Annotated in this window: 3 protein-coding genes; all 3 read right to left on the minus strand. The window is 47.6% G+C overall.

Annotated features, from left to right (window positions below; all coding sequences use genetic code 11):
• Nucleotides 1-100: 100 nt before the first annotated feature.
• A complete protein-coding gene (locus tag ACKFKF_RS25430; protein WP_446870235.1) occupies nucleotides 101-3,859 on the minus strand; it encodes a PAS domain S-box protein in 3,759 nt (1,252 codons plus the stop codon).
• 385 nt (nucleotides 3,860-4,244) lie between these two features.
• On the minus strand, nucleotides 4,245-5,096 hold the full coding sequence (locus tag ACKFKF_RS25435) for a response regulator (protein WP_446870236.1): 852 nt from the start codon (nucleotides 5,094-5,096) through the stop codon (nucleotides 4,245-4,247).
• A gap of 80 nt (nucleotides 5,097-5,176) precedes the next feature.
• Nucleotides 5,177-7,849, minus strand: coding sequence for an ATP-binding protein (locus ACKFKF_RS25440; RefSeq protein WP_446870237.1), 2,673 nt, complete (start codon nucleotides 7,847-7,849; stop codon nucleotides 5,177-5,179).
• Between the last annotated feature and the right edge of the window lie 491 nt (nucleotides 7,850-8,340).

The following is an 8,340-nucleotide window of genomic DNA, read 5'->3' on the forward strand; positions in this document are numbered from 1 at the left end:
AAGCATTATTTCTGATTTTAAAGGAGTCTCTTTACGTTTACAGCAGGTTTCAAACAGATAAAAGAGGGCTGACATCAGTTCTTTCGGCTGTTTGAAGAGTTTAGTCTTTTGTCAACTCGACCAGTGCATCAAACTGAAAGTTTGCGACCAGATCGCTCAATCTCTGAGCAAGATCACCAAAATCGGGAGGAATCTGCTCAATCAGACGCAGGCAGCGATCGGCATTTAGGCGCAGGGCCGATCGCTGAAGCTCAACCGTCCATTCTCTGGGCATTCTACTCACTAAAGACTTGAGCGGACGATCGCGCACAGGGGGGATCACAGACAAATCAACCTGTTCTCGACTTAGCGGTTGCAATGGGCAGGGGTCAAACTGAGCAGGAATCTTGACGGCAAACAGCGTCCCCTGTCCGACTCCACTCCGGACGGTAATCTGCCCGCCCAACAGTTGGACAAACTGCCGACTGATCGCCAACCCCAGCCCCGTGCCTTTTTTAGACTTTCGCCCTGTTTCCGTTTGCACAAATGCGTCAAACACCGTGTCGATTTCTGTGGGCGCAATGCCCGGCCCAGTATCAGACACCTCAAAGTGCAGAAAGGACGATTGGGCGGTCGTCTCTCCCCAAACCCGCAGCTTGACGCTTCCTTGCTCGGTAAATTTCACCGCATTGCTGAGGAGATTGATCACGACTTGCCGCAGTTTTCCTTCATCGGTTTGCACCAGGTCTGGCAACTCAGGCGCACGATCGACCATCAACCGAATGCCTTTTGCGTCTGCCTGTACCCGAAACATTTCCTCTAGATTTTGCAGCAGGATTGAGAGATTGACCTCGCTGAGATTGACTTTGGCGGCACCGACCTCAATTTTGGAGAGTTCTAACACGTTGTTGATCAGATCGAGGAGATGTTGGACACTGCGCTCGATCGTCGCCAGCCGTGCTTTTTGTTTTTCGTTGAGCGACTTGTCGTATCGCAAAAGTTCGCTACAGCCCAGAATGACCGCCAGGGGCGTCCGCAATTCGTGATTCATGTTGGCTAAAAAAGTGCTTTTGGCTAGATTGGCAGCTTCGGCGGCTTCTTTGGCTTGTTTGAGTTCGGTTGATCCGCGTTTGCGTTCGGTAATGTCTCTCAGCGACCCGACCATGCGAATGGGTTGTCCATTTTTGTCCCATTGAGCCGTACCGCGAGACTCACACCATTTGTAAGTGCCGTCTTTGCAGCGCAGCCGAAATTCGACGACGTATTGAGGAGTCTGTCGAGCAAAATAAGCCTGACGCGCTGTGAGCACGGTTTCTAGATCATCGGGATGCAGTAAATTTAGCCAGTCTGAAGACTCGATCGCTTCCTCCATCCCATAGCCCGAAATCTCTTGCCAGCGGCGCGATCGAAAGACCTGCTGAGTCGAAATATCCCAATCCCAAATTCCGTCGTTGTTGGCATCGAGAACGAGTTGTAGCCGCTCTTCGCTGGCTTGTAGGGCAAATTCTGATTGTTTGCGCTCGGTGATGTCCATGATCACGCCAACCATCCGCACGGGGCAATCGTCCGCATCATAAATCGCTCGACCTTTGCCCAACACCCAAAAAATCTGCCCATCTGGATAAATCACCCGATATTCTTCTGAGTAATCGGTCTGCGATATCAGCGACTGGTCTTTGGCTTGCTCGATTCGCTGCAAATCTTCTGGATGGACACGATCGCTCCAGGATTGTTGACTTGACTCGACTTCACCGGGTGTCAGCCCCAGTAGATAAAAGTGAATGTCATTCCAGGTCGTGACATTGGTGATCAGGTTCCAATCCCAACTGCCAATGTGGGCAAATTCTAGAGCCAGACGACGCTGTTCTTCACTTTTTTGTAAGGCGGCTTCGGTCTGTTTGAGATCGGTTATGTCTGTTGCGACGGTTGTCACGACCCAGCAGTGGGCCGCCTCATCCCATCGAGAGCTTAAGGTATGAGCAATCCAGCAGAGGCGATCGTCTTTGTGCCAAAACCGAAATTCGTAGCTGATGGTTTTTTTGGCCTTGATTGGCTCGATCTGTGCGCCAAAGACGGTTTCTAAATCCTGGGGATCGACCCGCGACCTGAAAAGCTGTTTGTCCGCCAACAATTCTTCTGCGGTGTAGCCATAGATCGCCTCGCTGCCAGGAGATACATAGTCCAGCGTCCAAGCGCCATTGGGATAAACACGACTGCTACCTAAAACCACGATCGCCCCTTTGAGAACGTCGCTGAGTTTGAGTTCTGACGCTTGTAGGGCGAGTTCTAGCTGTTTTCTCTGCGTGATGTCGTGGCTGACGACGGTGACGACCCAACAATTATCGCTGTGATCCCGCCGCGACGCATAAGTACCAGAAATCCATCTGAGAGAGCCGTCACCGTGATGAAACCGATACTCTATGGTGACTGTGACTGTGCGTTCGGCAAAAAACTTTTGATAATTTGGCAGCACAACGGTTTCGAGATCGTCTGCATGTACCCGTGACATCCAGACATTTTGATCCGCGATCGCATCTTCCTGGGTGTACCCAAAAACAATCTCAGTCCCCGCCGAGCAGTATTCATACTCCCAGTCTCCAATGGCAAACAGACGAAAGCTGACGATCGCCGCCCCTGCACTATTGATCACATCATTGAGTTTGGCTTGCGATCGAGACAAGGCGGCCTCGATGTGTTTCTGAGGCGTGACGTTTAAGCTGGTGCCAATAATCCGATAGACCTGGGAGTAGGCATCTCGTAGCGGCGTAAGCGTCGTCAACCACCAGAGTTCTTGTCCTTGAAAGGGAAGAAACTCCTCGTAAGTAACGCTGGCTTCACTGGTTAGACAGTCTCGATAGTGCTGAGTGACGATCGCTGCAAAGTCCGTCGTGTGAATCTGCTGGGGCGTTTTGCCCTGAGCCTCTGTCGAGGAGATGCCTGTCAGCCGCTCACAGGTCGGGTTAAACCCGGCATAGCGAAACTCATCCCCTTCGACATCGATCACAAAAATCGACTGGCCCACGCCTTCATAAATGCTGCGTAAGATGCGCGAGGTGACATTAATACTGGTGCCGACAATGCGATAGATACGATCGTCAGCATTTCTCAGAGGCGTGAGCGTCGTCAGCCACCAGAGTTCTTGTCCTTGAAACGGCAGATACTCCTCATAGGTGATGCTTTCTCCGGCACTGAGACAGTTTTGATAATGCTGATTGACGCTGGCAGCAAATTCGCGCCCATGAATCTGTTGGGGGGTTTTGCCCTGGGCATCGAGAGAAGAAATTCCGGTGATTCGTTCGCAAATGGGATTGAACCCGGCATAGCGAAATTGATCGTCTTCGACATCGATCACAAAAATTGACTGCCCCACTCCCTCATAAATGCTGCGTAAAAACTCTTCTTTCTCAAGCAGCGCCTGGGTCAGAGACTTACGATTGCCCAAGCTCTGAGCGGTTGTCAAGACTGCTATTTCGCCGTCCAGGTCGATCGTCTCTGCCGACACCAAGACCAGCTCTAACTCACCGGCCTTGTTAAAAACTTCAAACTCTTTTTTGTCTACAGCGCCAGCCTCATGCAGACTGTGATGCCAGCGATCGCGCTCGCCCGCTGCCCACAAATTCAATTCCTGCGTTGATTTGCCCAATACTTCCGGGGGGGCGTATCCCAAAAGCTGGCAAAAACTTGAATTTACGTCGAGGATGCGATCGTCGCTCGTGATCATCATCGCTGCGGGGTTTGACCGAAACGCCTTGGTAAACTTCTCTTCTGATTTTTGAAGCGCTGATTCGAGTTGTTGACGCGATCGCTGTTCCTCGGCCAATATTTGGGACTGAGTATCAAGCCGTTGGGTTAACCTCCGTATTTCTTCGGTCAGTGTCATACAAGTTCTTCGTCCGTAAATCCACTCTGAGCATAGATCAAAAACTCGGTCGATCGCTGTGATCAAACCTTTAGCGGATTCATAATTTCATGATATCGACGGACTTCTCCACTTCGCTTACCAATCGCTCCATCTGACGGCTTGGCACCGACTAAAAATATTTATTTGCGAGCTACTGAGGTTGATTAGAGCGATCGAGCGCCTACAGGGTTGATTTGAGAAATTCTTTAGTACAAATCTTGTCTTTGATAAAAGTTGGTAAGTGTGGCTTTTCCTAAACGCACGTCTGCGGCTTTTGGGTAGGAGACTGGAATTTCAATTACAAATTCTGCTCCTTTGCCAACTGATTTGGTAGTAAAAAAGGGGTCAAAAAGGTGCTGCTGAGTCAATCGTGCAGGTTAACTTGTTTGAAGTCTGCCTCATCTAGACGAAAAAAGTTTCGCAATGACAGTACAATTTCTCGAATTCGCTCAGTTCCAAACTGCATGGAATTGAGTAATTTGGGCAGATCTTCTCGGAGAAATTCAAGGTCGATCGTTCTAATTTTCTCTTGAATCTCTTGTGGTGAATGAGGATAGTTTGCTTCATAGAGTTGGATGAGTTCCAGTAGACCCTGGGCGTATTGTTGAGCAGGATTTAGATTGCCGTAGATGAAGTTGACTGGGTGATTAATCTCGTGGGCAACGCCTGCAACCAACTGACCCAAAGCAGAGAGTTTTTCTTGCTGAACGAGTTGTAATTGTGCCTGCTGAAGCTCGATCGTTCGTTCGACTACTTTTTGTTCCATCGTTTCAGCAAACCGCTTGAGTAAGCTATTTTGAGTTTCCAATCTTTTAGAAAAATCACGAAGCTGAATGTGAACTTTGACCCGTGCTAAAACTTCCTCTTGTTGAAATGGTTTTGTAATGTAATCAACCGCTCCTAAGCCCAAGCCTTTAACTTTATCGTCAGTGTCAGAAAGGGCTGTCATAAAGAGAATGGGAATGTTAGAAGTATCGAGGCTGGACTTTAAGCGGCGACAGGTTTCAAAGCCATCGATTCCGGGCATTTGAATGTCTAGTAAAATCAAATCGGGTGGATTATGTCGAGCTTGCTTAATTGCGCCTTCACCGCTGGTGGCAACTGCAACCTCAAAACCGTCTTCTGCTAGTGATTCAGAAAGTACTCGTAGGTTAGCCGGGTTGTCATCGACGATGAGGATGACGTTTGCTTCAGAAAGGTCTTTTAGAGTGTGCATACAGGATTCGACTCGCTTGAAATTAAAAAGATGACGTTAGTTAATGAGCGGATGCTGCATCAAGCTTTGATTTTGAATGTCTAATTGAGATCAGCCTTAGATTGAGCGCTTGATAAAAACTGTTCGATGAATTTCTGAACTTTTTCAACTTGAAAATCTTCGATCAATTTAACCATTAATCGTACAAAAGCTACATACTGCATATCCGACGTTTCTAGCTTTTCTAGCTGCTCTTTTAGCGTTTTGAGACGGCCCGACATCGCTAAATGATGCAATTGATTCAACTGTTCTATTGAGGGAGGCACAATGTCAGAGGAAGCAGCGATCGCTTCAGATTTATCTGGCTCATTAACCTGCTCATAAATCCATTCTAAATTGAGATGAGTTTGCAGCATTTCTAAGAGCTGATCTGCCTGAACAGGCTTTGGCAAAAACTCAACTGCTCCTGCCGCCAAGCTGATTTTTTGATCAGATTCAAACACGTTAGCCGAGGAGATGATTACTTTCAACTGCCGAAATTGAGGAAACTCTTTTAGATGTTTGAGAAACTCTAAGCCATTCATAACGGGCATGGTTAAATCCGTAATTACCAAATCAGGCAATACCTCAAACGTTTTATCTAAACCCTCTTGACCGTCGTTAGCTTCAAACAGTTGAAATCCGATCGGGGTGAGTAAGTGGGTCACGATCGACCGATTTTCCCAGCGATCGTCGATGACTAAAATTTTATGTTTTTCACCCACATATCCCAAAATTCTTCTCTGTTGCGCTTCTTTAGAGATTTTTACCCAATCAGTGGCTTCCGGAATTTCAACTTCAAACCAAAAGCGGCTACCTTGTGCTTTTTGACTGGTGACGGCGATCGTGCCTCCCATCATTTCGACAATTTTGCGACTGATTGCTAACCCTAATCCAGTTCCTTCTGAGTGACGATCGCGACTGCCAACTTGCTCAAAGGGTAAGAAGATGTTTTCTAATTGGTCAGCAGTCATTCCTACACCTGTATCTTCGACCTCAAAGCAAATAGTGTGCTGTAAATTTTCTTTGGCCTGCGACTTGACTCGAAGCGTGACGGCACCGCGATCGGTAAACTTAATCGCATTTCCCAACAGATTGATCAGAACCTGTCTCAGGCGTTTTTCATCTGCATAAACTCCGACTGGAATGTGATCTTCAAACTGATAGGAAAAAGAAATACTCTTCTGCTCGGCTCGAATCCGACAAATCTCTACCACGCCTTGCAAAAAAGTTGGAAAATGGAAATCTTTAGGATAAAGCTCCATCTTCTGAGCTTCAATCTTAGAGAGGTCAAGAATGTCGTTAATTAATGTTAGTAAATGAGAGCCACACTGATGAATAATCTCAATCCCCTGCTGCTCTTTTTGACTCATCGTTTTAGAGCGTTGCAGAATTTGTGTATAGCCCAAGATCCCATTGAGTGGAGTGCGTAACTCATGGCTCATGTTGGCCAAAAATTCACTCTTCGCGGTGTTGGCTCCATCCGCGATTTCCTTGGCTTTTTTGAGTTCGGCAGTGCGTTGATCCACTCGATTTTCTAATTCCTCAAACGACTCTTTGAGTTGAGCGGCCATTTGATGAAACGACTGCGCCAAGACATCTAATTCATCAGCCCCTTGCACTTCAATTTTGGGGGTGTGGGTGGGGGCTAATCCTGTTCCGTCACTCAGCCGAAATGCTCTCTGAGCATCCGCTTCTGCAAGTTTTTGGCACTCCTGAAGAATGGGTTCTAGACGGCGATTGAGACGACGTACAAATAGCGTGACGACCAGCGCCAAAACTGCACCCGCGCTTAAGGCTCCGATTCCTGTGATCGAAAGGGCCGGAACCAAAACCACCGACTGAGGCACCGCCGCAATCATCACCCACTGAGTGCCTCGAATGCGTTGATAAGCCCAGTATTGATTATCCGATAGCACTAGTCCAGTTTCCTGGGTGCCAATTTGCTTCCAGACATTGACGAGTTGGGGAATATCTTTGTAGGTCGCCAGCGCTTTTGCTTTTTGAGGGTTGGGCGGATAGGCGATCAGATTGCCCTTTTCGCTCAAGATGGCGAAGTAGCCGCCGCCCTCAGTCACCGGAACCTTAACCCGATCGCTCAAAGCCGTGACGTTAATATCAAGTCCGGTGATGCCAATGATGCGATCTTGGTCATCAAAAATGGGCCCGGTATAGGTGGTGAGTGTCAGTCCGTACCATTGATATGGTTCCAGCCAAATGTTTTTTCTAGCGGCGATGACATCGGTGTAGTAGGCTTTTTTGGGGTAGTCATCGTCTTGAAACAGGTCTGAAAATCGAATATCAGCGTGGGGTGGCGGCAGCAGTTTGCCAATTTGTTCGGGATTTTTTTGATCGACGTAGAAGTAGGGCCAATACCACTGGCGATCGGGCATCACTTGAAAAGCAGTTTGACCAAAGCCAAGCGCCATCGTCAGAGAAGACCGTTGTTGAAACAAATCAAAAATCAATTGATCGTAAAATTTTGAGTCTCGAAGGCCCTGTCGATGGCTGGTTTTGACGACAGCAGATAGGTTGGTCATGGACTGCTCAACGCTGGCAAGCTCACCTTCGATCGATTTGACCTGCGTGCTCAAGTTGCCCCGAATCTCATCTTTGGCGCGGCTTTCTAACGCTTGATAAAAGAAATAGGACATTCCACCCAAACCGACGAGGGCACTGCCTAACACATAGAGAAATAGCCTCGAACCAATTGACTGATAGATAGAATTTTTCATCGTTCTCACAGGCACACCGTTGATAGAAGCGCTGAATGTAGGAGGTGGAATTTGGAGTTGACCTTTGAGCAAATTCCGTTCGTAACTACGTGGAGCAATCCTCCTTTCTCAACCGTTGCTTTGACTCTTTTTGAAGTCGGCTCGTTGAAGTTTCTTTAAAAGATGGCGGTTGAAATCAGCACGTTCTACAAGTTCTTTCAGAATGCCCAAGCGTATTAGAGAATTTACAAAACTCTCGTCAACTCTTGTGTGAATTTACGGGCTTGATGGCATTAACTTTATTGAAGTTATTTTTAGCACTCAGTATCTACTGACGATCGACTCCTTAAAAACACGTCAGTTCGTTAGAATTTTTCGCTTCGTTATTTTGCACTTCCGCCCCCCAACCCCCCAATTTTGGGGGACTTTAAGACAAGAATTCCAGTTCAAAGTCCCTCACCTGCTTGACTGACAAAACTAGGAAGCCGGAATGCAAGAGAGGACAGTAAATT

The sequence above is a fragment of the Phormidesmis sp. 146-12 genome (assembly GCF_052939495.1).

What these genes read in the sequence shown, in the direction of transcription:
- ACKFKF_RS25435 (WP_446870236.1), bottom strand. Translation starts at nt 5,096, where the DNA reads ATGCACACTCTAAAAGACCTTTCTGAAGCAAACGTCATCCTCATCGTC.
- ACKFKF_RS25430 (WP_446870235.1), bottom strand. Translation starts at nt 3,859, where the DNA reads ATGACACTGACCGAAGAAATACGGAGGTTAACCCAACGGCTTGATACT.
- ACKFKF_RS25440 (WP_446870237.1), bottom strand. Translation starts at nt 7,849, where the DNA reads ATGAAAAATTCTATCTATCAGTCAATTGGTTCGAGGCTATTTCTCTAT.